The organism is Streptomyces sp. NPDC058664 (genome assembly GCF_042716635.1).
GTDB lineage: Bacteria > Actinomycetota > Actinomycetes > Streptomycetales > Streptomycetaceae > Streptomyces.
The window spans coordinates 1-1,134 of sequence record NZ_JBHXRW010000241.1 but is presented as its reverse complement, the minus strand read 5'-3'; the positions used below and the strand labels follow the sequence as shown (position 1 = coordinate 1,134).

Annotated in this window: 1 protein-coding gene; it reads right to left on the bottom strand. The window is 70.8% G+C overall.

The genetic code is table 11. The annotated features are described in order from the left end of the window. On the bottom strand, positions 1 to 1,083 hold a 1,083-nt coding region (locus tag ACFWUY_RS41870), incomplete at its 3' end, for a hypothetical protein (RefSeq protein WP_384122392.1). Between the last annotated feature and the right edge of the window lie 51 nt (positions 1,084 to 1,134).

The following is a 1,134-nucleotide window of genomic DNA, read 5'->3' as shown; positions in this document are numbered from 1 at the left end:
CCAGAGTGAGCCGCCCATGTACTCGCTGCCGGAGCGCCAGGTTCCGGTGGACAGGGCCGCGGTCGAGATCAGGGTCCCGAGGCCGGCGAGCCAGGGCAGGGTGCGGGCCGTCGTTGCGGGACGGAAGTGGCTGCAGCCCAGCGCGATCAGTGTGAACGCCGCGCCGAAGGGTCCGGCGATGACGGCGATCACGCCGGTCAGGCCGACCGCCGCGACCCAGCGGACACCCCATGTGCCGGGTGCGGGTCCGATGTCCGGGAGTGGGCGTCGTCGGGGAATCGCCAGCAGCACAAGGGGAATCAGCAGCAACAGTCCGCCGAAGATCGCCAGGCGGTACCAGCGGTCGGCCGGGAAGGACACGGTGATCTCGCCGCTGGTTCCCGGCGGCACGAGCCAACCCTGCTGCCAACCGTCGACCACGAGAGGCGAGAGTTCCTGCCCGTCGGCGGTGTGCGCCTGCCAGCCGACATTGGTGCTCAGCGGTAGAACCAGCAATTGCGTGCCAGGCGCGGGCTTTCCGGGATCGGCGGGGGATTCGGTCGGCGCCGGCCCGGTGTGTTCGGCGGGGTTTTCGGGTGTGGATGGAATGGTTTCGGCGTGCAGGGCGGGTGCGCCGGGGTAGGGGTCGGTGCGGGGGAGGCGGATGCGGTCGACGGTGAACAGTTCGGTCGGGGCCACGGTGAGGTCGGGGTGGCCGGGGAGGAGTTCGATGTCGGCCGCGTCCTCGGGGCACGGGCGTGCGGAAACCGGTGCGCCGGAGCGCAGTTCGTCGGCGGTGGCGGTGACGGTGGTGTGGACGGCGCGGCCACCGATGGCGATCACCGGACCCGCCTCGCAGCCGATGGTGACGATCCGGTCACCGGGGGCTCGCGCGGGGTAGTCGGGGCCGAGTACGTCGACTTCGGCCAGGCCCGCCGGTTGGGTGAGGACGAAGCCGAGCGCGGTGCGGTCGAGTACTTCGTTCCAGGTCTGGATGCTGATCTCGATGCGGTCGGTTTCGGTGGGGTGCAGCGAGATTCGGGCTGGCTCGCCGTGTTCGCGTTCGGGTAGTTCGCGGATCTGTGGGCCGTTGCCCATGTTCACCGCGACGGCGGTGGCGGTCGCGGGTAGCCCGCCGAGTGCGGTGGTGATGTC